The 25,629-nt window shown below is 60.7% G+C and carries 24 protein-coding genes; 9 read left to right on the top strand and 15 right to left on the bottom strand.

Annotation, left to right across the window (positions count from 1 at the left end; translation table 11 throughout):
* Window positions 1–123: 123 nt before the first annotated feature.
* A complete protein-coding gene (gene sbmA, locus K9B32_RS14550; protein WP_224563221.1) occupies window positions 124–1,389 on the top strand; it encodes a peptide antibiotic transporter SbmA in 1,266 nt (421 codons plus the stop codon).
* Between the two features lie 188 nt (window positions 1,390–1,577).
* On the opposite strand, the gene K9B32_RS14545 is transcribed toward sbmA, so the two are convergent.
* The 3 genes from K9B32_RS14545 to K9B32_RS14535 form a co-directional block, all read right to left on the bottom strand.
* A complete protein-coding gene (locus tag K9B32_RS14545) occupies window positions 1,578–1,844 on the bottom strand; it encodes a DUF2277 domain-containing protein (RefSeq protein ID WP_224563218.1) in 267 nt (88 codons plus the stop codon).
* Between the two features lie 307 nt (window positions 1,845–2,151).
* Window positions 2,152–2,922, bottom strand: coding sequence for an SDR family NAD(P)-dependent oxidoreductase (locus K9B32_RS14540; protein WP_224563274.1), 771 nt, complete (start codon window positions 2,920–2,922; stop codon window positions 2,152–2,154).
* A 209-nt stretch (window positions 2,923–3,131) separates the two neighbouring features.
* The gene (locus K9B32_RS14535) at window positions 3,132–4,130 is read right to left on the bottom strand and encodes a polysaccharide deacetylase (protein WP_224563216.1); all 999 of its coding nucleotides are present in this window, start codon (window positions 4,128–4,130) and stop codon (window positions 3,132–3,134) included.
* Between the two features lie 117 nt (window positions 4,131–4,247).
* Between K9B32_RS14535 and K9B32_RS14530 the strand changes: the two genes are divergently transcribed.
* The 3 genes from K9B32_RS14530 to der all read left to right on the top strand — a co-directional run bounded on the left by K9B32_RS14530 (window position 4,248) and on the right by der (window position 7,060).
* A complete protein-coding gene (locus K9B32_RS14530) occupies window positions 4,248–4,832 on the top strand; it encodes an NnrU family protein (protein WP_224563215.1) in 585 nt (194 codons plus the stop codon).
* Window positions 4,833–4,936: 104 nt separating this feature from the next.
* Window positions 4,937–5,620, top strand: coding sequence for a tetratricopeptide repeat protein (locus K9B32_RS14525; RefSeq protein ID WP_224563213.1), 684 nt, complete (start codon window positions 4,937–4,939; stop codon window positions 5,618–5,620).
* A gap of 15 nt (window positions 5,621–5,635) precedes the next feature.
* On the top strand, window positions 5,636–7,060 hold the full coding sequence (gene der, locus K9B32_RS14520; RefSeq protein WP_224563211.1) for a ribosome biogenesis GTPase Der: 1,425 nt from the start codon (window positions 5,636–5,638) through the stop codon (window positions 7,058–7,060).
* A gap of 10 nt (window positions 7,061–7,070) precedes the next feature.
* On the opposite strand, the gene K9B32_RS14515 is transcribed toward der, so the two are convergent.
* Window positions 7,071–7,508 carry a MarR family winged helix-turn-helix transcriptional regulator gene (locus tag K9B32_RS14515; protein ID WP_224563210.1) on the bottom strand — a complete coding sequence of 146 codons (438 nt, stop codon included), beginning with the start codon at window positions 7,506–7,508 and terminating at the stop codon, window positions 7,071–7,073.
* A gap of 160 nt (window positions 7,509–7,668) precedes the next feature.
* On the opposite strand from K9B32_RS14515, the gene K9B32_RS14510 reads away from it, so the two are divergent.
* Window positions 7,669–8,682 (top strand): alpha/beta hydrolase, encoded by a 1,014-nt coding sequence (locus tag K9B32_RS14510; protein WP_224563208.1) that lies wholly within the window; start codon window positions 7,669–7,671, stop codon window positions 8,680–8,682.
* A gap of 5 nt (window positions 8,683–8,687) precedes the next feature.
* Here the strand turns inward: K9B32_RS14510 and K9B32_RS14505 are convergent, their stop codons facing one another.
* Together K9B32_RS14505 and K9B32_RS14500 are read right to left on the bottom strand one after the other, a co-directional pair.
* A complete protein-coding gene (locus K9B32_RS14505; protein WP_224563206.1) occupies window positions 8,688–9,821 on the bottom strand; it encodes a glycosyltransferase family 4 protein in 1,134 nt (377 codons plus the stop codon).
* 207 nt (window positions 9,822–10,028) lie between these two features.
* Entirely contained in the window at window positions 10,029–10,949 is a 921-nt protein-coding gene (locus K9B32_RS14500) for a sugar kinase (protein WP_224563204.1), read from the bottom strand.
* A gap of 192 nt (window positions 10,950–11,141) precedes the next feature.
* Between K9B32_RS14500 and K9B32_RS14495 the strand changes: the two genes are divergently transcribed.
* Window positions 11,142–12,791, top strand: a complete 1,650-nt coding sequence (locus K9B32_RS14495; protein ID WP_224563202.1) for an alpha-glucosidase — start codon at window positions 11,142–11,144, stop codon at window positions 12,789–12,791.
* 4 nt (window positions 12,792–12,795) lie between these two features.
* Here K9B32_RS14495 and ade read toward each other — a convergent pair whose 3' ends face one another.
* The 9 genes from ade to K9B32_RS14450 form a co-directional block, all read right to left on the bottom strand.
* Window positions 12,796–14,493 (bottom strand): adenine deaminase, encoded by a 1,698-nt coding sequence (ade, locus tag K9B32_RS14490; protein ID WP_224563199.1) that lies wholly within the window; start codon window positions 14,491–14,493, stop codon window positions 12,796–12,798.
* 137 nt (window positions 14,494–14,630) lie between these two features.
* On the bottom strand, window positions 14,631–15,734 hold the full coding sequence (locus K9B32_RS14485; protein WP_007789853.1) for a branched-chain amino acid ABC transporter substrate-binding protein: 1,104 nt from the start codon (window positions 15,732–15,734) through the stop codon (window positions 14,631–14,633).
* Window positions 15,735–15,917: 183 nt separating this feature from the next.
* A complete protein-coding gene (locus tag K9B32_RS14480; protein ID WP_224563198.1) occupies window positions 15,918–16,415 on the bottom strand; it encodes a hypothetical protein in 498 nt (165 codons plus the stop codon).
* Between the two features lie 274 nt (window positions 16,416–16,689).
* Complete coding sequence (locus K9B32_RS14475; RefSeq protein WP_007789855.1) at window positions 16,690–18,018, bottom strand: aspartate aminotransferase family protein; 1,329 nt, start codon at window positions 18,016–18,018, stop codon at window positions 16,690–16,692.
* Window positions 18,019–18,284: 266 nt separating this feature from the next.
* A complete protein-coding gene (locus K9B32_RS14470; protein ID WP_007789858.1) occupies window positions 18,285–18,602 on the bottom strand; it encodes an ArsR/SmtB family transcription factor in 318 nt (105 codons plus the stop codon).
* A gap of 96 nt (window positions 18,603–18,698) precedes the next feature.
* Window positions 18,699–19,451 (bottom strand): HugZ family protein, encoded by a 753-nt coding sequence (locus K9B32_RS14465; RefSeq protein ID WP_224563195.1) that lies wholly within the window; start codon window positions 19,449–19,451, stop codon window positions 18,699–18,701.
* 31 nt (window positions 19,452–19,482) lie between these two features.
* A complete protein-coding gene (choV, locus tag K9B32_RS14460; protein ID WP_007789862.1) occupies window positions 19,483–20,535 on the bottom strand; it encodes a choline ABC transporter ATP-binding protein in 1,053 nt (350 codons plus the stop codon).
* Window positions 20,532–21,377 (bottom strand): choline ABC transporter permease subunit, encoded by an 846-nt coding sequence (gene choW, locus K9B32_RS14455; RefSeq protein WP_224563192.1) that lies wholly within the window; start codon window positions 21,375–21,377, stop codon window positions 20,532–20,534. Before choW ends, choV begins: the two co-directional genes overlap by 4 nt.
* 76 nt (window positions 21,378–21,453) lie before the next feature.
* Window positions 21,454–22,407, bottom strand: a complete 954-nt coding sequence (locus K9B32_RS14450) for a choline ABC transporter substrate-binding protein (RefSeq protein ID WP_224563189.1) — start codon at window positions 22,405–22,407, stop codon at window positions 21,454–21,456.
* 236 nt (window positions 22,408–22,643) lie between these two features.
* Here K9B32_RS14450 and K9B32_RS14445 point away from each other — a divergent pair, with 236 nt between their 5' ends.
* From K9B32_RS14445 to K9B32_RS14435, 3 genes are all read left to right on the top strand, one after another.
* Window positions 22,644–23,246, top strand: a complete 603-nt coding sequence (locus K9B32_RS14445) for a thymidine kinase (protein WP_007789867.1) — start codon at window positions 22,644–22,646, stop codon at window positions 23,244–23,246.
* Window positions 23,247–23,320: 74 nt separating this feature from the next.
* Window positions 23,321–24,394 carry a hypothetical protein gene (locus K9B32_RS14440; RefSeq protein WP_224563187.1) on the top strand — a complete coding sequence of 358 codons (1,074 nt, stop codon included), beginning with the start codon at window positions 23,321–23,323 and terminating at the stop codon, window positions 24,392–24,394.
* A 102-nt stretch (window positions 24,395–24,496) separates the two neighbouring features.
* Window positions 24,497–25,621, top strand: coding sequence for a DUF2333 family protein (locus tag K9B32_RS14435; RefSeq protein WP_224563186.1), 1,125 nt, complete (start codon window positions 24,497–24,499; stop codon window positions 25,619–25,621).
* Window positions 25,622–25,629 lie beyond the last annotated feature (8 nt).

The raw sequence follows: 25,629 nt of genomic DNA, 5'->3' as shown, positions 1-25,629 counted from the left end.
GCGTTACAAGTGCGTAACAATGGGGCGAGCCCATTGCCGCTCTTTGCGAACTGCCGTAGTTTTCGCCGCAATTGGTCTGTTTAGAGACTCCGAAGACTCCAGTTCAGGAAAGCAACCTCTCCCGTGTTCGTATCCTACTTCCCCAAGCCTAGGCTCTTCTTCATCTCAGCTGTTGCTTGGGCGCTTCTTGCCGTTCTCTTTTGGTATTTCGTGGGTTCGGGCCTCGGCGCAGCAATTGGTCTGCCGCCGCTGGCACCAGGTCTGGAGGCGCCGATTGGTGTGTCTGTCTTCTGGTCGGCCCCGTTCCTATGGTTCTACATCTACTATGTGTTGGCAGTCGCGCTCTTTGCCGGCTTCTGGTTCACCTATAGCCCGCACCGCTGGCAGATGTGGTCGGTGCTCGGCTCCGCGCTGATCATCTTCAACACCTATTTCTCGGTGCAGGTGAGCGTTGCCATCAACGCCTGGTACGGACCGTTCTACGACCTGATCCAACAGGCGCTCGCGAAGACGGCGCCGGTCACCGCGGCGCAGCTCTACCTCGGCATGCTGGGCTTTGCCGGCATCGCTTTCGTGGCAATCACCGTCGGCGTGCTGAACCTGTTCTTCGTCAGCCACTGGATATTCCGCTGGCGCACGGCGATGAACGAATACTACATGGCGCACTGGCCGAAGCTTCGACACATCGAGGGTGCCTCGCAGCGTGTTCAGGAAGACACGATGCGCTTCTCCTCCACGGTTGAAAGCCTTGGCGTCAGCCTCGTCAGCTCGGTCATGACGCTGATCGCGTTCCTGCCGGTGCTGTTCAAGATCGGTGCCAACATCACCGAGCTGCCGCTGATTGGCGAAGTGCCGCATGCGCTCGTCTGGGCGGCGATCTTCTGGTCGATCTTCGGAACCGTGTTCCTGGGGCTCGTCGGCATCAAGCTGCCGGGGCTCGAGTTCCGCAACCAGCGCGTCGAAGCGTCCTATCGCAAGGAGCTCGTCTACGGGGAGGACCATGCGGACCGCGCGACGCCGCCGACGGTGGCCGAACTCTTCGCCAACGTGCGCCGCAACTACTTCCGCCTCTATTTTCACTACATGTATTTCAACGTCGCCCGCATCTTCTATCTACAGGCCGACAACCTGTTCAGCCTGATCGTGCTTGTGCCGTCGATCGTCGCCGGCAAGCTGACGCTCGGCCTGATGACGCAGATCAACAATGTTTTCGATCAGGTGCGCGGCTCGTTCCAGTATCTCGTCAATTCCTGGACGACGATCGTTGAGCTCCTGTCGATCTACAAGCGCCTGCGCACGTTCGAATCCGCGATCGAGGGTGAGCCGCTGCCTGATATCGACCAGCGCTACCTGGAGCGTGAGGCCGGCATCATCCACGCCGACGGCTGACGTCGTCGGCTACAGAAAAGCCGGAACTGCGTCATCAATGCTGCCATGCCTTGGCGAGGGCGCAGACGCGTTTGCGCCAAGGGTGGTCGTCGATTGACCCGGCTCGGTCTATTGAACCGACCTTTCGCTGGCCCGATATTCACCCGGACGAACCGAACTATGATCTCCTGTGCGTGACAGGATGTTCTTCACGCGAACCGGATCGCAGTCCTCGCGCGGGCCTTTGCGGCCACTTCCTCACGATCGCGAGGAGGTTGAGAAGTCTCCAGCGATCCGAGCAGATCGTGGGCGCATCTCGCGATCGAAATGACCGCGCGCTCGAACGCGGCCTCATTGCGTTTCGATGGCTTGGTGGTTCCGCTCAACTTGCGCACGAATTGAAGCGCGGCATCATGGATCTCCTCGTCCGTCGCTGGCGGATCGAAATTGAACAGCGGCTTGATATTTCGGCACATGGCTTGCTCCCGGTCGTCTTCTGACTGCCAATGAGAGGAGGGTAACCTAGTATAAAAACTAGTCGCATATGCGTTAATGGCAAACGGACCAGATGGCCGTGGCGGAAAGCTATGGACCGCAAGGCAGGCGTCCTCACTTCGTTGCTGTCGTTTTTGGCTTTAGGCTGAAGGAGCACTGCGGTTGCTTTTCGCTGGTGGTCGAACTCTTAGATCGCTATCGCCTTTGCTGACGACGTTAGCGATCCTTATCCGGGGAGATTGTCGTTTTCGTCCGCGTAAGACTCGCCACTCCAGGAGCGCCTCAACCTCAGGCGACGGACCATCCACCGTCCACCAGCAAGTTCGCGCCTGTGATTAGGCTCGCGGCCGGCGATGCAAGGAAAACGACGGCACCCACCACATCATCGGTTTCGCCGATCCGGCCGAGTGGAATGTGACCAAGCGTCGCTTTGTGATTGTCGGCATCGGATAGAAAAGGTGCTGTACCATCCGTGTGGATGAACGTCGGCGATACGGTATTTACGGTGACATCATAGCGTGCCCATTCAGCCGCAAGACAGCGCGTGAGGTGATTAATTGCCGCCTTGCTCATGCAATAGATTGCCTCGCCGCGCAGTGCCACGGTGCCGGCCTGTGAGCTGATGTTGATGATCCGGCCGCTATTGCGCTCGATCATGTGACGGCCAACGGCCTGCGTCATCAGGAAAGTGCCCTTGATGTTGACATCGAGTATCTCGTCAAGGTCCTTCTCCTCGACGAGTTCCGCGAGATTGCCCGGCGCCACGCCGACGTTGTTGACGAGGACGTCGATCCGACCGAACGTCGTAAGCGCCGCGTCGACGGCTTGTGCGATGTGGGTCTTATTGGGAATGTTTAGTTCAACAGGGAGTACCTTTCGCCCCGCACCCTCGAGTTCGGCAACCAGCCCCGCCGACGCTGCGACATCGCGGACCCCCAAAACAATATCGGAACCGGCTGCGGCACAGGCTAGTGCGCAAGCTCGGCCGATGCCACGGCTCGCTCCCGTCACCAAAGTCACCTTGCCCTGAAGGCTGAAGTCCGGCGCATTCTTCTGCATCATGATGCCTCCCTCGATGAAGCTCATTTATGGCAGCGTCGGCGTGTGGATGCCAGATGTTCTGCGCATGCAGGAAAGCGTTTCCTTGATCAACCGGTGATCCCCGAGCGTCTCTAGGGTGAGATTGATCGGGCAGGCCCGAGCGTTGCGTATTCACGCCGCAGCGCCTTTCACACCCGGCAAGAAGCGGGACGAGGCCGAATGCTCGCTTAAAGACCCGAGGCTTGTGCCTGCTCCTTTAGCTTGCCGCGCGCCTCGATCATCGGGATCGCCTCGGAATAGCTGACGCAGGCGACATCGGCGTGATGACAGACATCGCTGACGAGCCTGTCGAGCGCGCGCCAGTAGGCGCCGCCGTTCATCTCGACGAAGTGGAAGCCGAGCTGCAGCGGAATACGGTTGCCTGCATACTGTTTGTCGAAGGCCTCCTTGAAGGCCGCATAGGAGCGGTCTTCGAATGCCTTTGAATCGGCCTTGTCCTCGGTGCCGTTGGAGTGGCGAACAAAGAGGTTGTAGTCCATGCCGATGATCGGCTTCTCGCGCGGGCCTTCGGGGATCAGCGGCAGGCCGAAACGGACGATGCCGGCTTCCTCGACGGGCATGGCCGGTCCCTTCGTCACCAGGCTTGCGTCATAGGCGAAGCCGGCCTTTCTCTCTGCCGCGATCATGTCGGCGCCCGGCGTTGCCGAGAGATAGGGGGCACGGAAGCCGCGGATGCCGTGGTCGACCAGATCCTGCCAGCCTTTCGGCTCCTCCAGGTCGACGCTCTTCCAGGCGTTTTTCAGCGTGGCGTGGAAGGTCGCGAACTCCTTCGACCAGTCGGCTTCGCTCCACTGGCGGCCGTCGAAGTGGCCGCAGGCATGGCTCGAAATGTCGTGGCCCTCAAGATGGGCGTGCCAGATATTGCCGAGCCGCTCGCGGATCTCATCGTCGCTCTGGGCGAAGCCCACATTCGACTTGCCCTGTTTCTGGTGCGGCGCCTGATAGGCCTTCTTTGCTGCCTGGTTCATCAGGAAGGTGCAGGAGAGGAAGTAGGTGAAATGCGCGCCGTTCTTCGCCGCCATCTCACGGCTCTTCTGCCAGAGCGCGTTGTCGTGTGCGCCGTCGAACGAGATGATCACCAGCTGCTTCGGCTGGTCGCTAGCGCCCGCTGCGCCGGGAATGAACAAAGAAAGGGCGAGGGAGGCTTTGAAAAACGAACGAAACATAGACACCGCGACAATTTGTTTGCGGCTTTCCTGTTACAGAAATGCGGCGAAGCTGCGGTGACGCTGGCGTTTTTGCGTGGCTCCGGCTAAGTCTCGGAAAACGCACAGGAGATCACCATGGCATTGCTAATCGTCGGGATCGTCATTTTCCTTGGGCTTCATCTGATACGTGTAATTGCGCCCGATCTTCGCCAGTCCATGATCGACCGTCTCGGCGAGAGCGGCTGGAAAGGCGTCTACTCCGTCGTCAGCATCCTGTCCCTGATCCTGCTGATCTACGGCTTCGGTCAGGCCCGCCAGGTGACTGGCATGCTCTACAATCCGCCGGTCTGGATGGGGCACATCGCTCTGACGCTGATGTTGCTCGCCATGATCTGTCTGGCCGCCTCGCTGCTGCCGGCGGGGCATATCGCGGTCAAGACGAAGCATCCGATGGTTTTGTCGGTGAAGATCTGGGCATTCTCGCATCTGCTGGCAAACGGCGAGACCTCCTCGGTGCTGCTGTTCGGCGCCTTCCTTGCATGGGGCGTCATCCTCCGCATTGCGCTGAAGCGCCGTGAGCGCGCCGGTGAGCTTACCCTTCGGCCCTTCGTCTCCGGCAAATATGACCTCTATGCCGCGATCATCGGCGTCGTTGCCTGGGCACTCATCACGTTCAAGCTGCACGAGTTGTTGATTGGCGTGGCCCCGATCGTTATGTGACGAATCTTTCCGATCCCCCTTACAACTGCTGAAAAATGGGGTAGAAGGCCCCACAATGTGCGTGCAACCCGCATGCCGAAGCATATCCGTGGCCGGAGACGAGAATGGCATTCAACGACGACAGCTTCATTCGTGAAGTCAATGAGGAACTGCGTTCAGACCAGATGAAGGGCGCATGGCGCCGGTTCGGCCGCTACCTGATTGCGCTCGCTGTCCTCATCGTTCTCGGTACCGTCGGCTACAAGGCCTACGAGTATTGGGACGACAACAAGTCCTCCGGTACGGGCGACCAGTTCATCGCTGCCATGAAACTCGCCGACGAGAACAAGACCGACGAGGCACTCGCTGCCCTCGCGAAGCTGGAGAAGGAAGGTCACGGAGCCTATCCGATCCTTGCGCGTATGCGCTCGGCGACCGTGCTGGCGCAGAAAGGCGACGCGGCGGGCGCCGTTGCCGCTTTCGACGCGATCGGCAAGGACACCGCAGCGCCGCAGGCAGTGCGCGACGCCGCCAAGATGCGCGCCGGCTGGCTGCTGATCGAAGGCGGCACCTACGAAAAGGTTTCCGCCCAGGTCGAGGAAATGGCAGTGCCCAGCAGCGCCTTCCGCCACTCGGCCCGCGAAGCGCTCGGTCTTGCCGCTTACAAGGCCGGCAATATGGCGCAGGCGCGCCAGTGGTTCCAGGCGATCGCCGACGACGCGCAGAGCCCCCGCAATGTTGCCAATCGTGCCCAGATGATGCTTGATAACATCACCGCATCCGGCAAGGCGCCCGCCGCACAGGGCTGAATGTAAGGAATTTCAATGAGCTTCACGGTCGCCATCGTCGGTCGCCCGAATGTCGGCAAGTCGACGCTTTTCAACCGTCTGGTTGGAAAGAAGCTGGCGCTCGTCGATGACACACCGGGTGTCACCCGCGACCGCCGCCCCGGCGATGCGCGGCTGATCGACCTGCGTTTTACCATCGTCGATACCGCTGGCCTTGAGGAGGCCCATGAAGAGAGCCTGCAGGGCCGGATGCGCGCGCAGACCGAGGCCGCGATCGACGAAGCCGATCTCTCTCTGTTCGTCGTCGATGCCAAGACCGGTCTGACGCCGGTCGATACGGCGCTTGCGGAAATGCTGCGCCGTCGCGGCAAACCGGTGATACTGGTCGCCAACAAGTCCGAGGCGCGCGGCTCCGACGCTGGTTTTTATGATGCCTACTCGCTGGGACTTGGGGAGCCCACGCCGATTTCGGCCGAACACGGACAGGGTATGCTCGACCTGCGTGACGCAATCGTTGCGGCCCTTGGCGAGGAGCGTGCGTTTCCGCCGAAGGAAGATGTCGCCGTTACTGATGTCGATATCCCGGAGTCGAGCGGTACCGACGGCGAAGAAGAGGAAGAGCCGGCCTACGACGACAGCAAGCCGCTGCGCGTGGCGATCGTCGGCCGCCCGAATGCCGGCAAGTCGACGCTGATCAACCGCTTCCTCGGTGAAGACCGGCTGCTGACCGGGCCGGAAGCAGGCATCACGCGTGACTCCATCTCCGTTGAGTGGGACTGGCGTGGCCGTACCATCAAGATGTTCGACACGGCAGGCATGCGCCGCAAGGCGAAGGTGATCGAGAAGCTGGAAAAGCTTTCGGTCGCCGATACGCTGCGCGCCATCCGTTTTGCCGAACTCGTCGTCATCGTCTTTGATGCGACGATCCCCTTCGAGAAGCAGGACCTGCACATTGTCGATCTCGTGCTGCGCGAGGGCCGCGCTGCCGTTCTCGCGTTCAACAAGTGGGACATGATCGAGGATCCACAGGCCGTTTTGGCCGAGCTGCGCGAAAAGACCGACCGGCTGCTGCCGCAGGCGCGCGGCATCCGCGCCGTGCCGATCTCCGGCCAGACGGGCCGTGGTCTCGACAAGCTGATGCAGTCGATCATCGACACGGACAAGGTCTGGAACAAGCGCATTTCGACGGCGCGTCTCAATCGCTGGCTGGAACAGCAGCAGGTCCAGCACCCGCCGCCGGCCGTTTCCGGCCGCCGCATCAAGCTCAAGTATATGACGCAGGTGAAGGCGCGCCCGCCGGCCTTCATGATCTCCTGCACGCGCTCGGATGCGCTGCCGGAATCCTATACGCGTTATCTGATCAATGGCCTGCGTGCTGATTTCGACATGCCGAGCGTGCCGATCCGCATTCACTACCGCTCGCCTGACAATCCGTACGAATCAAAGAAGAAACGGACCTAGTGGAGCGAGTTCAGGTTGCGCTGCGTTCCAACGCATCGCGTAGCGCAACAACCTGCGCCCTCAGCCGCTTCAGTTCAGCGAATTCCTGGCCCGACGCGCTGACGATGCAGCCGGGGATGGAAGCTGCGCGCCTTTTAAGTTCCCGGCCTTCCTCGGTCAGCCGGATAATGACGACACGTTCGTCGTCCGTGCCGCGTTCACGCTTGACGTAGCCGTTCGCTTCCAGACGCTTGAGGAGGGGGGTGAGGGTGCTCGATTCGAGGAGCAGCTTCTCGCCAATGGCACCCACGGTCTGGCTATCTTCCCTCCAGAGCGTAACCATGACGAGGTATTGCGGATAGGTCAGGTTCAGTGCGTCCAGCATCGGCTTGTAGGTGCGGTTCATCGCGTGGTTCGCGGTGTAGAGGGCGAAACAGATGAAATCGTCGAGATTCAGATCGTCGCTCATATCGTGATCTCCAAAATCGCACGATGATATATCGCGCGATAAATAATCGCAAGCATGCTTTTTGCATGGCTGCCATGCTCAGATTTATATCGTGCAATAAATAATTTCGCGATAGTAATAATGCGTGTTCACAACGAACCGCAACCAAAAGGACAAGACGATGTCGACCATCAAGACCGCAGTCTGCGCAGCAACCATCCTGGCAGTCACCGCCTTCGGCGCCGCTGCCGATCCGGTACTGGAGCCTGCGACCCAAAAGTTCATCGACGCGCTGGCCGGCGCCAAGCCGATCTATACGCTGTCTCCGTCCGACGCCCGCGGCGTTCTTGCCGGCGCGCAGAAGGGCGACGTCAAGAAGCTCGCCGCCAAGGAAGAGAACCTAACGATCAAGGCCGGTCCGACCGGCAGCATCAAATTGCGCGTTGTTCGTCCCGAAGGCGCGAAGGGCAAGCTTCCTGTCGTCATGTATTTCCACGGCGGCGGTTGGGTTCTTGGCGACGCCGACACGCATGACCGGCTCGTCCGCGAGATTGCCAATGGCGCCAAGGCCGCCGTCGTCTTCGTCGACTACGAGCGCTCACCGGAAGCGCGTTACCCGATCGCGATCGAACAGGCCTATGCCGCCACGAAATATGTTGCCGAGCATGAGAAGGAATTCAATGTCGATGCGAGCCGCCTGGCGGTGGCCGGCGATAGTGTGGGCGGCAACATGACGGCGGCAGTCACCTTGCTTGCCAAGGAGCGCGGCGGGCCGGCAATCGACCAGCAGGTTCTCTTCTATCCGGTGACCGACGCCGACTTCGAGACCGGCTCCTACAATCAGTTCGCCGATGGCCCGTGGCTGACGAAGGAAGCGATGAAGTGGTTCTGGAACGCCTATCTGCCTGATGAAGCCAAGCGCCAGGAGCCGACGGCTTCGCCGCTGCAGGCGTCGCTCGATCAATTGAACGGTCTGCCGCCGGCACTGATCATCACCGATGAGAACGACGTGCTGCGCGATGAAGGCGAGGCCTATGGCCGGAAGCTGAGCCAGGCCGGCGTGAAGGTGACCTCGATCCGCTACAACGGCACGATCCACGACTTCGTGCTTCTCAACGCCATTGCCGAGACGCCGGCGGTGCGCAGCGCGATTTCCGTCGCCAACCAGACGCTGCGCGACGCGCTCAGGAAATAACGGGATCAGGTTCCCGACGAGATAGGCCCGGCGGTTTCGCCGGGCTTTTTCGTTCTTGGCAGCGACTTGGCGGCAAACTGCCAAGCCTTTTTCCATTTTGGCGTGATGACGCCGTTGGCGGCGCGAATGTTGTTGATGAACTGCGTGGTCGCCGCTTCCCAGGAATATTGCAGGGCAAGTTCACGGGCCTTTTCGCGCGAAGCAGACAGAGCCGCCAAGCAGGCTGTCCTCAGGTCATTGTCGAGTGCGCCGACCTCGTCGTCCTCGCCGATGATGTCGAGCGGCCCAGTCACGGGGTAGGCAGCGACGGGTACGCCGGAGGCGAGCGCCTCCAGAATCGTATTGCCGAACGTATCCGTCAGCGATGGGAAGACGAAGACGTCCGCCTGGGCATAGGTCTTTGCCAGTTCCTCGCCGACTTTCAGACCGGTGAAAAGTACATCCGGGTAGCGCTTCTCGAGTTCGGCGCGGGCCGGTCCGTCACCCACGACGACTTTCGATCCGGGCAGGTCGAGATCCAGAAAGGCCGGGAGGTTCTTCTCCAATGCTACCCGGCCAACCGTCATGAAGATCGGGCGGGGCAGTCCGAACGGTGCATCTTCCAGCGGTGTCGGGTGGAACTGGCCGGCGTCGATGCCGCGGCTCCATGGCATCAGGTTGCGGATACCCTTCTCGGAGAGCTCACGCGCAAGACTTGGCGTTGCGACCATGCAGCCCGCACCCGAATTGTGGAACCAGCGGACGAAAGCGTAGAGCCAGCTTTTCGGTACAGGCAGGCGCGCCGAGACATATTCCGGAAAGCGGGTGTGATAGCTGGTGGAAAACGGCATGCGGTTCCTCAGGCACCAGCGCCGCGCCGTGAGACCCAAAGGCCCTTCGGTCGCGATGTGAACGTAGGACGGCATGTGCTGCTCTATCTCGCGCGCGACGCGGCGATAATTGGCGATCGAAAGGCGAATTTCAGGATAGGTGGGGCAGGGGATGCTGTGAAAGCCCTGCGGCGTCACCATCGCCACCTCGATGCCCATCTTCGCCAGTTCGCGATTGGTATTCTCGATCGAGCGAACGACGCCGTTGACCTGAGGATGCCAGGCATCACTGACAATAACCAGCCGTTCCGCCACGCCCTGCCGAGACATAGCCCGGCTTTCGTCGCTTCCAACATCCGACATATGTTACAGCACGCCCCAATTCCATCCACGCCGCGCCGCGGGGGCGCCGGCTCAATTCCGGGTAGGCCCGGAGACTCGATTCCCGCGCTTCCTATTCTGGCGGCCGTCGATGATGGAAATATTACAGTCGCGTTACGCCGACAGATGAGTGGTCTTTAGCGGGCTCGGTGCTGCTCAGGCCTTCTTCAGGCCGAGCTTTTCCCGTGCGACGAGGGCGCCGTGTTCGCTGACGACGCGGGCAGCGACCTTTGAGGCAAATGCGGCTGCGGCCGGCGCGTTCCTGGTCTCGAGATAGCGTGCGAGAAATGCGCCATTGAAACTGTCACCGGCGCTTGTCGTGTCGACGACCTGCTCGACCTTTTCAGCCGGGACGAAGTTCTCCACGCCATCGAAACTCGTCGTAGCGCCTTCCGCGCCATTCTTGACGACGACATCGGCCGCCCCAAGTGTGCGATACCGCTGGATCGTTGCCGCTATCGAGACGTCGCCGAAGTGAGTTGCCTCGTCATCAAAACTCGGCAGCACCAGGGAAGAGGCGCGCGCGCCTTCGCTGATTGTCGCATGCATCACGTCATAGCCCGACCAGAGCCGCGGGCGAATGTTGGGGTCGAAGGCAACAATCTTGCCAACCGCCTTGGCACGGCGAACCTCGGCCAGCAACGTGTCGGCGTCATTGCGCGACAGGATCGCAAGCGTGATGCCGGAGAAATAGATGACGTCGCAGGCCTCGATCGCCTCACGCAATAGTTCTGCGTCCGTCGCAAGCTGGCGAGCCGCGGAGTTGTCGCGCCAGTAACTGAAGGAGCGTTCACCATCCTTCAGGCTGATCATGTAGAGACCGGGCGCCTTGCCCTTGATGCGCCTGATAAACTCGGTGCCGATGCCGGCTTCCTTGAAGAAGGCGATCATCTCATCGGACATAGGTTCGTCGCCGAGCGCGGTAAAATACTCCACCGACCAATCGGCCGGCAGGCAGGCGCGAGCATACCAGGCGGTGTTCAGCGTATCGCCGGCAAAGCCCTTGCGCAGCAAGCCGGCGCCAGCCTGCGAAAGCTCCACCATACATTCACCGATCGATAGAAAACGCCCGCTCACAGAAAGCCTCCCAAAAATTCCCGTTTCGCTGATACGCGCAGAGCACCCTCCTGACAAGCTACGAACTGGCGGCTTTGGGTCTGATTATCGGTTGGATTGGCGGGGCGCATGGCGACGCTTCCGGCTGAAGGTTGTTTTTTGTCCCACCCGCTTTAGTGTGCAACGTCATTGCATGAATGCAGGAGATGAACGGTGGCGGTTGCGGACAAGACGGCGGACTGGTGGCGGGGTGCAGTCATTTATCAGGTCTATCCACGTTCCTTTCAGGATACGAACGGAGATGGCCTCGGCGATCTCAAGGGCATTACTCGGCGATTGCCCTATATCGCCAGCCTCGGTGTCGATGCCATCTGGCTGTCGCCGTTCTTCAAATCGCCCATGGCCGATATGGGCTACGATGTTTCGGACTATTGCGATGTCGATCCGATTTTCGGCACGCTTGCCGATTTCGACGAGATGATGACCGCCGCTCACGGGCTCGGCATCAAGGTCGTCATCGACCAGGTGATCTCGCATACGTCGGACGTTCATCCCTGGTTCGTCGAGAGCCGCTCGAGCCGGACCAATTCGAAGGCGGACTGGTATGTCTGGGCCGACCCGAAACCGGACGGCACTGCGCCCAACAACTGGCTCTCGATCTTCGGCGGACCCGGATGGGAATGGGACGGCGTGCGCCGGCAGTACTACCAGCACAACTTCCTGACCTCGCAGCCGGATCTCAACTTCCACAGCCCGCAGGTTCAGGATGCCGTGCTTGCCACGGTGAAGTTCTGGCTCGACCGCGGCGTCGACGGTTTCCGCCTCGATACCGTCAACTATTACTTCTGCGACAAGCTGCTTCGCGACAACCCTGCGCACGCGCCTGACGAGAGTGACGCCGGCCTCGATGCGCCGGATACGAACCCCTACGGCATGCAGAATCACCTCTATGACAAGACGCAGCCGGAGAATATCGGCTTCCTGCAGCGGTTCCGGGCTCTGCTCGATCGCTACGAGGCACGCACGACGGTCGGCGAGGTCGGTGACGGCGCCCGCTCGCTGAAGACCGTGGCCGCCTATACGACCGGCGGCGACAAGCTGCACATGTGCTACACCTTCGATCTGCTTGGGCCGGATTTCACCGCCACGCATATCCGCAGTTGCGTCGACGCCTTCCAGAAGTCGGTCGCAGATGGATGGGTCTGCTGGGCCTTCTCGAACCACGACGTCAACCGCCATGTCAGCCGCTTTGCCAAGACGGAAGCGGAGCGACCTGTTATCGCCAAGCTCGCCATGTCGGTGCTGGCGGCGCTGCGGGGCTCGATCTGCCTCTATCAGGGTGAAGAGCTTGGCCTTCCGGAGGCAGAGCTTGCCTTCGAGGACCTGCGCGACCCCTACGGCATTCGCTTCTGGCCGGCCTTCAAGGGGCGTGACGGGTGTCGCACGCCGATGCCCTGGGAGGCGGCCAAAGCGCATGCCGGCTTCACGAGTGCGGAGAAATCCTGGCTGCCGGTGCCTTACGAGCAGGCAGCACTTTCGATCGATACGCAGGAGAGTGATCCGCATTCCGTCCTGCATCACTACCGGCAGACGCTCGAATTCCGCAAACGCCACCCGGCACTGCTCGACGGCGCCATGGAGTTCATTGGGACCAATCAGGATCTTCTGGCCTTCACGCGTTCGAAGGGAAGCGAAAAGCTGCTCTTCGTCTTCAACCTGACGCGCAAGCCCGCACAGTTTATTCCGCCGGCGGGAATGGTGATCGGAGAGCGGCTGGCGATCCCTGGCTTCGAGGCGGTGACCGGAACCGGGCCGATCAAGCTGGCGGCGCTGGATGCGTTCTGCGCGCGGGTGGCGGGCTAGGCGCTCACACGATCAACGCGAACTTGTCGACATCCACCATCCCGCGGTCTGAGATCTTCAGGTGCGGGATGACAGGCAGCGGCAGGAAGGCGACCTGCAGGAAGGGTTCTTCCAACGTCGTGCCAAGCCCATAGGCGGCTTGGCGAAGGTGGTGGAGCGTGTCGCGCACCGTCTCGTAGGGCTCGAGGCTCATCAGCCCTGCAACCGGCAGGGCGATCTCGCCGGTGACCCTGCCATCCTCGACGACCACGAAGCCGCCGTTGATTTCGCTAAGGCGATTGGCGGCGAGCGCCATGTCGTCCTCGCTGACGCCGACGACGCAGATGTTATGGCTGTCATGGCCGACGGTTGAGGCGATCGCACCCTTCTTCAGGCCGAACCCCTGAACGAAGCCGTTGGCATGGTTGCCGTTCTTGCCGTGCCGCTCGATGACGGCGACCTTGATGATGTCGTTGCCGAGGTCGACGTCGGTCTGGTTGCCTTTCACGGGAAGCCGGTAGCGGCGATGTTCGGTGATGATCTTGCCGGGGGTGACGCCGATGACGGGCGTTTCTCCATCGGCGACCGGCACGCCGAAATGAGCGGCGTTGACGGGCCTGGCCTTCACACTGTCGAGGCCGACGGGCTCCACCGATTTGCGGGTGGCAAAGAGTTCGGCGGTTACCTCGCGTCCGGCCACAAAAACGATATCGGCGCGGCAGTTTTCCAGGCTGTCGATCACCACGAGGTCCGCGCGCCAGCCGGGGGCGACGAGGCCGCGATCTCTCAGTCCGAAGGCCCGCGCAGCCGAAATCGATGCAGCGCGGTAGATAGCCAGCGGCTCGACGCCGTTCTTGATCGCGGTGCGGATCATGTAGTCAAGGTGGCCGTGCTCGGCGATGTCGAGTGGATTGCGGTCGTCGGTGCAGAGCGCGAGGTGCGGCGACAGGCGTTCGGTGATAATGGGCATCAGGGCCGCGAGATCTTTCGACACTGAACCCTCGCGCACGAGGATGTGCATCCCCTTGCGGATCTTTTCCAGCGCTTCTGCAGCACTCGTGCATTCGTGCTCGGTGCGGATGCCGGCGGCGAGATAGCCGTTCAGGTCGTTGCCTGAGAGCAGGGGCGCGTGGCCATCGATATGCTCGCCCTGGAAGGCGTCGAGTTTGGCCATGCAGACGGGATCCTTGTGGATCACGCCGGGGAAATTCATGAACTCTGCAAGGCCGATGACTTTCGGATGATGGCGGAAGGGCAACAACCGCTCGATCGGCAGATCTGCGCCCGACGTCTCCAGGTGCGTGGCGGGCACGCAGGAAGAAAGCTGGACGCGGATGTCCATGATCGTCTCGAGGGACGAATCCAGGAAATACTGAATGCCTTCGGTGCCAAGGACATTGGCGATCTCATGCGGATCGCAGATGACAGTTGTGACGCCATAGGGAAGGACGCAGCGGTCGAACTCGTGCGGTGTCACCAGCGAGGATTCGATGTGGAGATGCGTGTCGATGAAGCCAGGCACGACGATCTTGCCTGAAATATCGATCTCGGTTTCGCCATCGTAGTTGCCGCATGTGCCGACGATACGGTCTTGGGCGATAGCGATATCCGATGCCACAAGTTCGCCAGTAACGAGATCGAAGAAGCGCCCGCCTTTCAGCACGATATCGGCAGGCAATCTGCCCGTTCCCTGGTCGATGAAGCGTTCGAGCTTGGCGGTCATGGGCATCCTCGTGCTGGCGTTTGTCCAGTTATAGCCCATATGTCAGACAAAGCGAGATCGGCTTGCCGGCCGGTCCACAAACGAAAACCGGGCGCCCCAAAGGGACGCCCGGCGATCCATCCGCGAGATCGAAAGGCTTACTCGGCCGGAACGATCTTGCCACCTTCCCACTTGTAGAGCGCGAAGCTCTGCGAGGTCAGGTCACCGGTTTCGCCGTAGGTCAGCTTGCCGATGGTGGTCGAGATCGGCTCACCGCCCTTCAGCGCCTTGGCGACTGCTTCGGAATCTTCGGCGCTGCCGGCCTTCTCGATGCCTGCCTTCAGGACTTCGACTGCGGCGTAGGCGTTGAGCGTGAAGGCTTCGGCCGGGATGCCCTTGGCCTTCAGCGCATCGGCTGCCGCCTTGGAATCCGGGCTCTTGGTCGCGTCGACCGCGTTGGTGAAGATCGTGCCCCCGGCGGCATCGGTGCCGATGTTCCAGAACTCGCTGTTGGAGAGGCCATCGCCGCCGATGATGACGGCATTGACGGAGAGATCATGCAGCTGGCGCGCCAGCAGGCCGCCTTCCGGGTGATAGCCGCCGAAATAGACGACGTCGACCTTCTCGGCCTTGAGGCGGGTTGTCAGCGCGCTGAAGTCCTTGTCGCCAGGGGTCAGCGAGTCGTCGAGCACCTCCTTGATGCCGCCGGCGTTGAGCGTTGCCTTGAAGGAATCGGCCAGACCCTTGCCGTAGGCGCCCTTGTCGTTGATGATTGCGACGCGCTTGTCCTTGAAGTTCTTCAGGACGTAGTTGGCAGCGACTTCGGCCTGCTGGTCGTCACGACCGCAGGTGCGCAGGACGTTGGTGAGGCCGCGCTTGGTCAGGTCCGGGGCGGTTGCGGTCGGAGTTACCATCAACACGCCGTTCTCGGCGAGAACGTCGGATGCCGGGATCGCGACGCCCGAGGTGACCGGGCCGACGACGAAGCGGATGCCGTCGCCGACGATCTGGTTGGCAGCGGAAACGCCCTGCTTGGGTTCGCCGGCGTCGTCGGCGTATTTGAGGATGACTTTCTCGCCGAGGATGCCACCCTTCTTGTTGATCTCGTCAACAGCGGCCTGCGCGCCATTCTTCACCTGATCGCCATAGGCGGCGACCGGACCGGTCAGCGGCGCGATGAGGCCGATGGTGATGTCTGCATGGGCAAGCGGCGCAAAGGCGAGCGAGGCGACAAGGGCCGCCGACAAAGTCTTCAGACTCATTTTCTTTCTCCTTGGGTGGGTTTTAAAACCCGCGATTTGAGTACCGCGGCGGCGAGCCCAGATCGTTAAACAGCCCTTGCGGGATGCGCCAAGAGACGATGAGCAGCCGCCCGGCCGAGACACCCGCCTTCCATGTTTGGCTTCGGAGGGTGCACAGCAAGTTTCTTAGGAATTTCACAGCGATTAAGCAAGAAGATAGCAAATCGATCGCCACTTTTGACGAATTCTGTAACGAGCTACGCCGGAATCGCGGTTTTCACAAGAAAATCCGCGATTCCGGCTGTTTCCGCCGCACCATCTATTTTGCGGGAAGTGCCTTGGCCAGAAAGCAAGAGAAATGTCGCTGACCTGCCTGTGGATCGATTGTCGTTTGGCGCCGGCCGCATCCCGGCAGACGACGCTTTCGCCAGGCGTCTCTTCCTCGATCAGTTCGGCTGCGCTCGGCTTGCAGAGTTGCATGAAGCTGAAGTACAGTCGCCAGCAACCAGAACAAATTGCGTCGTCGCCGAAGGTGGATGCCCGGCCAGATGGAACGAGCTCCTTGTTGGTCGCCGCGATGAATGCTCTCTGCGCCGTCTGCGTATCAATGTTTTGGCCGGCGCCGAGGACAAGCACGGGTATCTGCACTGCAGCGAGGCTCTGTGAGGTAAAACCGCGCCCAGGGCCGAGGTCGAGGGTCACGATCGGGCCGATCCTGCTGTCGCTGAGATCCGCGCCGAGTGCTGACGTGGCTGCCCGATCGCGGCCAACGCCGAGTGCGGCGAAGATCTTGCAATGGATGGCGCCGAACTGGCGGAGAAATGCGGTGGCGGAGGCCTGCAACGCGATTCAGGTCTTGGCCTTATACAGATTTGTCATTCGGTGGATGCCGAGCAAGGCGGTGCTCATCGCGCTTGATGCCTCTCCCTCTGGAAGGGGAGAGGCTTGAAAGGCGGGCACTCTGCCGTCGCCGATATCAGATGTTGCTTTGCAGAATTTCGCGCAGTTTTCCGAAGAGTTCGTCGATGTGGTGCTTCTCGATGATCAGCGGCGGCGAGAGCGCGATGATGTCACCGGTGGTGCGGATCAGCAGGCCTTTCTCATAAGCTCTCAGGAAGGCGGTGAAGGCACGCTTGGTCGGCTCGCCGGCGATCGGATCGAGCTCGATGGCGCCGATAAGGCCGGTGTTCCTGATGTCGATGACGTTCGGGCAATCCTTCAGGGAGTGCAGCGCGTCGGCCCAATAGTCGGAGAGTTCCGCAGCGCGGGTCAGGAGGCCCTCTTCCTTGTAGGTGTCGAGCGTGCCGAGCGCGGCGGCGCAGGCGATCGGGTTGCCCGAATAGGTGTAGCCGTGGAAGAACTCGATCATGTGTTCCGGGCCGCTCATGAACGCGTCATGGATCTCCGCGGTCACGAAGACCGCGCCCATCGGGATGACGCCGTTCGTCAGGCCCTTCGCGGTGGTGATCATATCAGGCTTGACGTCGTAGTACTGGGCGGCGAACGGGGCGCCGAGGCGGCCGAAGCCGGTGATGACTTCGTCGAAGATCAACAGGATGCCATGCTTGGTGCAGAGCTCGCGGAGCTTCTGCAGATAACCCTTCGGCGGGATCAGCACGCCGGTTGAACCGGCGATCGGCTCGACGATGACGGCCGCGATCGTCGAGGCGTCGTGTAGCGTGACGATGCGTTCGAGCTCGGTCGCAAGATCGCCGCCATGCTCGGGCTGGCCGCGGGTAAAGGCGTTCTTGCCGGGCTGATGGGTGTGCGGCATGTGATCGACGCCGGTCAGCAGGGTGCCGAACATCTTGCGGTTGGAGACAATGCCGCCGACGGAGATTCCGCCGAAGTTGACGCCGTGATAGCCGCGCTCGCGGCCGATCAGACGGAAGCGCGAGCCATTGCCCTTCACGCGATGATAGGCGAGAGCGACCTTCAGCGCCGTTTCGACCGATTCAGACCCGGAATTGGTGTAGAGAACGTGATCCATGCCTTCGGGCGCGATATCGACGAGGCGGTTCGCCAGTTCGAAGGCCTTGGGATGGCCGAGCTGGAAGGCCGGCGCATAGTCGAGCTCGCCCGCCTGTTCGCGGATCGCCTCGGTGATCTTCGGCCGGCAGTGCCCTGCATTCACGCACCAGAGGCCGGCGGTGCCGTCGAGCACCTGGCGGCCGTCATGGGTCTGGTAGTACATGTCCTTGGCGCTGACGAAGAGACGCGGCTCCTTCTTGAACTGACGGTTCGCAGTGAAGGGCATCCAAAAGGCCCGCAGGTCATTTGGCGTGGTATTGAGGCGGTTGGACATGCTGTTCTCCATGGCCGTTTCGGAGGCCGTTCCCGGTATTGGCTGATGCCGTTTTTTACTGCCCGGTCAAATTATCAGCGCTTCTCCGGGCGTCAAGCCGCGGACGTTGCCGTCTGGACGCCGCAGCGGCGAACAGCATGCAAAAAATAGACCGGCATTCCTGCCGGTCTAAGAGTATGCAGACGTGCTAAAATAAGGTTGCCACACTATTCCGGATGCATCCCTCGGCAGTGCGGCTTATAGGCTGACGTTATGTCAGCGCATCTTCACGCCGCAGACTTGGTGCGGCTTTGAACAGCATAGATGTCAGTGAGGGCTTCGAGGATCTTGAGAACCTGCTCGGAATTGCTCGAGTAGTAGATCGTCTGGGCGTCGCGGCGCGTTTTTACCAGTTTCTGGGCGCGCAGCTTGGACAGGTGCTGCGACAGAGCCGACTGGCTCAATCCGACCTCCTGCGCCAACGCACCGACCGGAATTTCACCCCTCACGAGGTTGCAGAGAATGAGAAGTCTCTTAGGGTTTGCCATAGCCGACAACAGGGCAGCGGCAACGTTTGCATTGGCGGTTAAATCGATTGTATCCATATCTTGTTCCCGATGTGAAACTAATTTCAAAAACGCACGTTCCCGCTCAATGCCGGACGGCGAAAACTATCAATACAGCGTCAAGATTGTATATAGCTAAATTTCAGGTATTGCGTATTTTATGTTAGATATATGTGAATAAACGTCCTCAACACCCTGCGCAACGGCATCGAACTCGTAACGCAGGAGCAAATCACCCGAAATGAGATCGAAACCGGCGCAATCCACTCCACAAATGCGCCAATCACCGTTGCCGGCCTCCCGGCCCGCCGCAGCCGTAGCCGCGAGATCCGGGCGCCTGGCTAGCAATTCTTGCACTATCGCGTCGGCTTGCGCTGCCACGGCTTCGTTGCCGGGGGATCGAATCGTCAGATCTTCGCCCTCCAGCAGATAGGCGCGACCGAAACCGCCATTGAGGCTTGCGGACTGCGCCACAAGCCGGAAGAAACGGAAGTCCGGGAAATCGATGTAGAGCTTTGCCTTGGCATGGCGGTTGAGGAAGCGGCTACGAATCCGGGCGTGGATGTCGCTGTCGCGCTCGACCGGTTCGGCAAGGCATTGGGTCGTTAGGCGCGGATAGGCAAGCGGATCGCCCTTGCCGGGCTCGCCCGTCAAAAGCGAGGCGCGGCGGTCGGCGTCGAGCGCGCGCGTATGCGTCGACAGGCCCGAGACGAGAATGACGGGAACGCCATCAATATCGGTGCCGAGCAGGACGCGGCTCGCAAAGGGAAAGCCGGTCACGGGATCGAGAACGGCAATTGCGGCATAGCGGGCGGAGCGGAGAAGCGTGCGAGCGAGCTTGCGGGCTTCTCCGTCCGTTTCCCTGAGAACGGAAGCTTGATCTTTCATGTCCACTTTTTGACGGAAGCGGACGGCGGGATCAAGCCTGTTCTTTGCGCCGGTGCTGGGTCAGGCCTTCGACGATATCCTGCGCCGAGATAGTCCCGACGATCGCGCCGTTTTCCACGACACCGATACTGCCCGGCTGGCGCGACAGCGCATCGAGAATGTCGATCAGCGGCGTCTCGGCGCGCGCCGTGCCGCTGACGCTCGCGCCAGCGGCCGCGTGTCCGAGACCGCGCTGCATCACGTCCTGCGCCGTCAGCATGCTGATCGGGTTCATGTGCTGGACGAAATCGGCGACGTACTGGTCGGCCGGGTTCTTGACGATTTCCTGCGGCGTGCCGCACTGGATGATGCGCCCACCCTCCATGATGGCGATGCGGTTGCCGATGCGAAACGCCTCGTCGAGGTCGTGGCTGACGAAGAGGATCGTCTTCTTCAGCCGCCGCTGGAACTCGAGAAGCTCATCCTGCAGACGCGTGCGGATCAGCGGATCGAGCGCCGAGAACGGCTCGTCCATCAGCAGGATCGGTGCACCAGTCGCAAAGGCACGCGCTAGGCCGACACGCTGCTGCATGCCGCCGGAGAGTTCGTTGACCTTGCGATCGGCCCATTTCGTCAGGTTGACGAGCTCAAGTTGTTCGCCCACGCGCTTCTTGCGCTCGGCTTCCGGCATGCCCGCGAGCTCGAGGCCGAAGCCGACATTCTCCGCCACCGTGCGCCACGGCAGCAGCGCGAACTGCTGGAAGACCATCGAGACGGTGTGCATGCGCAGGTCGCGCAAGCCCTTGGCAGTGGTCTTGTAGGGATTACACAGGCCGTTTTGCGTTGCCACAGACACCTCGCCACGTACGACAGGTGCCAGCCCGTTCACGGCACGCAGCAAGGTCGATTTGCCGGAGCCCGAAAGGCCCATGAGGACGAGGATCTCGCCTTCCTGTACGGAGAGCGAGGCATCCGCCACGCCGAGAACGAGACCGGTCGCGGCGCCGATCTCGTCGCGATTCTTGCCCTGATCGGCCAAGGCGAGGGCGTTTTCCGGCTTGTCGCCGAAGACGATGCTGACGTTGTCGAAGCGGACCGCGGTCATACGCCTTCTCCTTCACCTGTCGCACGGAACATGCGGTCGAGAATAATCGCGAGGATGACGATACAGAGACCCGCCTGGAAGCCCATGGCGACATTGACCGTATTGAGCGCGCGCACCACCGGTTTTCCGAGACCATCGGCACCGACAAGCGCCGCGATAACCACCATCGAGAGGGAAAGCATGATGGTCTGCGTGAGGCCGGCCATGATCTGAGGCATGGCGAAGGGGAGCTCGACCTTACGCAGCACCTGCATTGGCGTCGCGCCAAAAGATTCGGCTGCTTCCACGAGGGACGGAGGCGTCGAGATGATGCCGAGACGCGTCAGGCGGATCGGGGCGGGGATCGCGAAGATGACGGTCGCGATCAGACCCGGAACCATGCCGAGACCGAAGAGGATGAGCGCGGGGATGAGATAGACGAAGGTCGGGATCGTCTGCATCAGATCGAGAACCGGCCGCATGATGGAAAACACCCAGGCGCGCCGCGCACCGGCGATACCGAGTGGAATGCCGACCGCCATGCTGACAAATGTCGATGCCAGGACGAGCGCCAGCGTTTCCGTCGTTTCCTTCCAATAGCCCTGGTTCATGATCAGCAACAAGCCGAGCAGGGTGAAAACCGCGACGCCGATCGAGCGGCGTAGCCAATAAGCGATCCCAACGATCGCAGCCAGCACGATCAACGGATGCGGAGCCTGCAGAACGAAAAGCAACGCATTGATAACGTGCGACAAAACGAAAGCAAGCTGGTCGAAAAACCACTCACCGCTCGACGTCAGCCAGTCGACGGTCGATTTGGCGAAAGGGCCAATAGGAATTTTGTAGTCGGTGATCCAGTTCAAGGAGCGCGCCTATCCGAAAGAGCAAAGATCGAGATGAAACAAAAAGGGGCGGCGAGGGCCGCCCCGTTCATCAGTTTCAAAGGCCGAGGCCCGACTTCACGGCGGCAGCGGCGTCCTTACCGTCCTTCGTCGTGACGCCTGCGAGCCACGGATCAACTGCGTTCGGATTTGCCTTCAGCCACTCGGTCGCAGCGACCTGCGGATCCTCACCATCGTTGAGGATCTTGCCCATGATCTGGTTTTCCATTTCCAGATTGAACTTCAGGTTCGAGATGAACTTGCCGACGTTGGGGCATTCGGTGGTGTAGCCGGCGCGGGTGTTGGTGTAGACCGTCGCGCCGCCGAAATTCGGACCGAAGCTGCTGTCACCGCCCGTCAGGTAGGTCATCTTGAAGTTCTCGTTCATGGGGTGGGGTGCCCAACCCAGGAACACGACCGGCTTGCCTTCCTTCTCGGCGCGGGCGACCTGTGCCAGCATGCCTTGTTCGGAGGACTCGACGAGCTCAAGGCCGCCCATTCCCATCTCGTTCTTTTCGATCAGGGTCATCACGAGGCGGTTGCCGTCGTTGCCGGGTTCGATCCCGAAGATCTTGCCGTCGAGTTCGTCCTTGTGCTTGCCGATATCGCTGAAATCCTTGATCCCGAGTTCAGCGCCCTTGGCATTGGTCGCGAGCGTGTATTTGGCGCCCTCGAGGTTGACGCCGAGGGAATCGACCGTCTTCTCATCGAGGTAGGGCTGGACATCCTTCGCCTGAGCCGGCATCCAGTTGCCGAGGAACACGTCAATGTCCTTGTTCTTCAGCGACTGATAGGTGACAGGAACCGAAAGAACCTTGATATCAGGCTCGTAGCCGAGGTTCTTCAAAATGACTGCGGCGGTGGCGGTGGTTGCGGTGATATCAGTCCAGCCAACGTCGGAAAGACGGACGGCGGAGCAGCTATCGGGGTCTGCGGCAAATGCTGCTGTTGCGACGGAGAGAGCGGCAACTGCGGTGGCGGTGGTCAGTTTGAATGCGCTTGTCGTTTTCATTTTTAGACTCCCAGTCTTGCGTTCCCAAGCCAATCACCAATAGCCGAGTTTGACAAGCGATCTGAGCGCGTTTGCGCCGCATTGCAGTACCCGATTGCGACGTCGGGCATTTTTCGCGGAGTGCCGGGTTTTCAAGGCTTTTGGCGGTTTTTGGCCGCGATTTTCCTGTGATTATCAAAATGAGGGACTTTTCTTCGCAGTTTCGAGCTTCCAAGAAGCGAAAGACGGAGAAAACGATGGCAAAACTCTATTTCAACTACTCGACCATGAACGCCGGCAAGTCGACGATGCTGCTGCAAGCCTCCTATAATTACGAGGAGCGCGGCATGCGTGTCGTTTTGCTGATCGCGGCCTTCGATGAGCGCGCCGGAAAAGGGATTATCGGCTCCAGGATCGGGCTGCAGGCGAGCGCCGTGGCCTTCGAACCGGAAGCAGACTTGCAGGCCTTGATTGGCGAACTCAGCAAGGAGGGGGAGCCAATCGCTTGCGTCTTCGTCGACGAAGCTCACTTCATGACGCGCGAGCATGTCTGGCAGCTTGCCCGGATCGTCGACCGGATGAACATTCCGGTCATGGTCTATGGCCTCAGGACCGACTTCCAGGGGAAGCTGTTTCCTGCGTCTGAGGAGCTTCTCGCGATCGCAGACGAGATGCGTGAGGTGCGCACCATCTGCCATTGCGGACGCAAGGCGACGATGGTGGTGCGCCTCGACGCAGAAGGAAAGGTGCTGCGCGAAGGCGCGCAGATCGATGTCGGGGGCAACGAAAAGTACGTATCGCTCTGCCGGCGGCATTGGGATGATGCCATGAACGGGCAATGGCTCGCCGAAGCGGTGTGAGTGTTCCTCAAATCGATTCCGGTTTGTCGGCTTATGCGCTAGGTTTGCGCTAACCGATTCATGGAGGCGTTCCGGTGCGCAAGCCTTTCTCCTTCGACACGCAGCTGGAAGCCGCGCGAGCGCTCGTGGAACAGCTGCGTCTTGAAGCCAGGGTCTGCGTCGATTTCGTCAGCGAGTTTGCGCGCCAAGGGGCCGCCGTCGATGATGAGCGCTTCCTTGTCGAGAACGGGCGCTTCCAGGCGTTTGTCACAAACGGCGCGAGCCTGGCCAATCTCCTGGCGGAACTCGTATCCGTCCTCGACACGCTGACGGTCAAGGTTTCAGCGGATCTCGACAGTTTCCGCGGCCTGACGACAGGCGAGAAATTCATCGGTCGCTTTTCGCGTCAGCGGATGTGGCGTCGCCATAGCCAGCGGGTGCGCGCCGCCCCGGTTGTGGAGCGGCTGCGCGACCTGCTGGTGAAGTCGAACGAAACCGCTGCTGTCATTGCGAGCTACCGCGCGATTGCGATCGACTTTCACAAGTTGGGGGAGCATGGGTTGATCGGCATCGTCGAGCAGCGCCGTCGGCTTGTCGACAAGATCGATATCGCGCGCCTCCGCATTCGGGAATTGAATGCCAAGGCGCTGACGACGCAGGGCAGGATCGGTCTTTATGGAAGCAAGGCCGAATGGGAACGTATGGAAGAGGAGCGACGCGCCCTGAAGAGCCAAGCCGACCGCGTTGCCGAGGAAGAACGCGGGATGCGCGAGGATAGCCAGCGCCGCGAACGCTTCATCAATCTCTTCCAGGTTTTCGTCGATGCGCTGAATAGCCAGGTCGGCCAGTGCAACGCCCTCACGCGCAAGATGGTGATCGACACCGAAGAGCGGCTGCTGATCTATCAGGCACAGGTGGACACGGACATTCCCGGATCGAAGGTCCAGATTTCGGCGGAACTCTTTCCCGCCATTGCCGGTCCGATTGAACTGTTTGAGCGCAATATGCTGGTGCCGCAGGAACTGGAACATCGCAAGCGGACCGCCGATGCCGTCTTCGCGAGTAAGTTCGAGACCTTCCAGCGGGAGCCGGAGGAGGGTTCCGGAAGGCCGATCATCGATACGACGAAAATCTCCAAGCGCCTTCGCTTCCGCCTCCTGCGCCCCTAGCTCCCGAAGAAACAATAATATCAGCACGATATTGTCCTTCCCCGAGCGAGCGCATATGTCAGTGCGCAGACACTGTCTGTCCATCACGGCAAGGAGACGAGGATGCTCGACCGGATCGCCGGTTTTTTCAGGCTGATCGGCCGGACCATCGCACGCTGGGCGCGGATCTTCTTCGCCTGGGCTTTCTGGCCATTTATCGCCGCCCGTGGCTGGTACGTTCAGCGGACCTGGATGGTCCGGTTGCCGATCCTTGGCTTTATCGGGCTGCTTACCGTTCTCTATTGCTATTTCATCTGGCAGACGCAGGTCTGGTCCGGCTTCAACCCGTCCTTCGTGAATGAGTACCGGCTTTCCGAACGCAAGGTGCCTGCTGGGCAGGAACTGCCGGCAACCGACGACGCGGCGGCGACGAAGACCTGCCAGCGCTCGGCCATCGTCGATGTCGCGGCCGATCTGACGGACTTCAACGTCAATCAGAATGCGTGGATCTCCTCCATGCTCCTTTATCGTCTCGGCTTCTTCGGCATCGACTGGGATCACACGCCGTTCCTCGACAACAAGGCGTCGTTCCAGCGTGGCGTGAACCAGGCGGTTCGTCGCACCTCGGTCGAACTCGTCGATACGCTTGGCCGCGTGCGGGGCACGTCGGGGATCAACAACGATCTGCAAAAGGCACGCGGCAATCTGCAGTTCGATGAGTATAGCTGGTATTTCGGACTTGATCCGTTCGGGCCGAAGACGCCGACGCCAAGCTATTATCGCTCCGCTCTCGAAAGCCTGCGCAAATTCAATGCCGACTTGGCCGCTTGCAACGCGATCTTCGATGGACGCGCGGATAACCTGATCCAGTTCATCGACCGCATCGCCAACGATCTCGGCAGCACCTCGGATGTGCTCGCGGACCGCTCGCAGAACCATCATCGCGGCTGGTTCGATACGCGCGCCGACGACCGCTTCTGGTTCGCCTATGGGCAGCTCTATGCCTACTACGCGATCCTTGCCGCCGCGCAGTCCGACTTTTCCCAGGTCGTCGCGGAACGCAATCTGGGCGCCATACTCGGCGCAACCATGAGGCAGTTCCAGGCTGCCTTGCAGATCCAGCCCGCAATCATTTCCAATGGTCGGGAAGACGGCTGGATCATGCCGAGCCATCTGGCGACGATGGGCTTCTACATTCTTCGCGTCCGGTCGAATCTCGTCGAGATTCGCTCCGTGCTCGATCGCTGAGCGTCTTG

Origin of the sequence: Rhizobium sp. 3T7, assembly GCF_020166565.1 — a bacterium.
Lineage (GTDB): Bacteria > Pseudomonadota > Alphaproteobacteria > Rhizobiales > Rhizobiaceae > Rhizobium.
Note: the sequence above shows the minus strand (reverse complement) of the source record. Positions and strands in the feature narration are given on the sequence as shown.

Bases quoted from the DNA above. Each gene is read 5' to 3' on its own strand.
- K9B32_RS14530 (WP_224563215.1), top strand. From the start codon at position 4,248: ATGGCATTGCTAATCGTCGGGATCGTCATTTTCCTTGGGCTTCATCTG.
- K9B32_RS14435 (WP_224563186.1), top strand. From the start codon at position 24,497: ATGCTCGACCGGATCGCCGGTTTTTTCAGGCTGATCGGCCGGACCATC.
- K9B32_RS14445 (WP_007789867.1), top strand. From the start codon at position 22,644: ATGGCAAAACTCTATTTCAACTACTCGACCATGAACGCCGGCAAGTCG.
- K9B32_RS14510 (WP_224563208.1), top strand. From the start codon at position 7,669: ATGTCGACCATCAAGACCGCAGTCTGCGCAGCAACCATCCTGGCAGTC.
- K9B32_RS14535 (WP_224563216.1), bottom strand. From the start codon at position 4,130: ATGTTTCGTTCGTTTTTCAAAGCCTCCCTCGCCCTTTCTTTGTTCATT.
- K9B32_RS14525 (WP_224563213.1), top strand. From the start codon at position 4,937: ATGGCATTCAACGACGACAGCTTCATTCGTGAAGTCAATGAGGAACTG.
- K9B32_RS14450 (WP_224563189.1), bottom strand. From the start codon at position 22,407: ATGAAAACGACAAGCGCATTCAAACTGACCACCGCCACCGCAGTTGCC.
- ade (WP_224563199.1), bottom strand. From the start codon at position 14,493: ATGACCGCCAAGCTCGAACGCTTCATCGACCAGGGAACGGGCAGATTG.
- der (WP_224563211.1), top strand. From the start codon at position 5,636: ATGAGCTTCACGGTCGCCATCGTCGGTCGCCCGAATGTCGGCAAGTCG.
- K9B32_RS14475 (WP_007789855.1), bottom strand. From the start codon at position 18,018: ATGTCCAACCGCCTCAATACCACGCCAAATGACCTGCGGGCCTTTTGG.
- K9B32_RS14465 (WP_224563195.1), bottom strand. From the start codon at position 19,451: ATGAAAGATCAAGCTTCCGTTCTCAGGGAAACGGACGGAGAAGCCCGC.
- K9B32_RS14515 (WP_224563210.1), bottom strand. From the start codon at position 7,508: ATGAGCGACGATCTGAATCTCGACGATTTCATCTGTTTCGCCCTCTAC.
- K9B32_RS14545 (WP_224563218.1), bottom strand. From the start codon at position 1,844: ATGTGCCGAAATATCAAGCCGCTGTTCAATTTCGATCCGCCAGCGACG.
- choV (WP_007789862.1), bottom strand. From the start codon at position 20,535: ATGACCGCGGTCCGCTTCGACAACGTCAGCATCGTCTTCGGCGACAAG.
- K9B32_RS14485 (WP_007789853.1), bottom strand. From the start codon at position 15,734: ATGAGTCTGAAGACTTTGTCGGCGGCCCTTGTCGCCTCGCTCGCCTTT.
- K9B32_RS14540 (WP_224563274.1), bottom strand. From the start codon at position 2,922: ATGCAGAAGAATGCGCCGGACTTCAGCCTTCAGGGCAAGGTGACTTTG.
- K9B32_RS14505 (WP_224563206.1), bottom strand. From the start codon at position 9,821: ATGTCTCGGCAGGGCGTGGCGGAACGGCTGGTTATTGTCAGTGATGCC.
- K9B32_RS14470 (WP_007789858.1), bottom strand. From the start codon at position 18,602: ATGGATACAATCGATTTAACCGCCAATGCAAACGTTGCCGCTGCCCTG.